Below are 422 nucleotides of genomic sequence, written 5' to 3'. Positions count from 1 at the left end.
TTGATATCTTCATCCTTCAAAAATTCTTATAATTCTAAAATATAAGAAATAAATAAGGACAATTATTGTTTTGGGTTGGGTAGATGAGAAGTAAAGCCGATATGCTTATCGGATTACGCTGATTCGAAAAATTTCTTAAGTACAGTTATTCCGCGGTCGTCGTTCTGCTTTTTGCCCTCAATCATTGATACAAATACTTCTTTGTCTTCCCTGTCTATATCTGTCTGAAAGTTGAGCTCGTCCAGGGAAACATTTTTGTAACCCATGTGCCAGCTTGGAAAATTGCGGCTTTTTATAGGGCCGTAAGACAGCATTACAACGCTTTTGTGTCTGTCATCTTCTTTGATGAGGTCATAAAGCTCCAAAATCTCTTTAGAGTCGCCTTCCAGGTATTGGATAAATTTTTTGTCTGAATGCAAAAG

Annotated in this window: 1 protein-coding gene; it reads right to left on the bottom strand. The window is 36.7% G+C overall.

The annotated features are described in order from the left end of the window. Nucleotides 1–113: 113 nt before the first annotated feature. The coding region (locus E1163_RS00060; RefSeq protein ID WP_155168507.1) for a BLUF domain-containing protein at nucleotides 114–422 on the bottom strand (309 nt) is incomplete at its 5' end.

This window comes from Fulvivirga kasyanovii (assembly GCF_009711405.1).
Lineage (GTDB): Bacteria > Bacteroidota > Bacteroidia > Cytophagales > Cyclobacteriaceae > Fulvivirga > Fulvivirga kasyanovii.
Note: the sequence above shows the minus strand (reverse complement) of the source record. Positions and strands in the feature narration are given on the sequence as shown.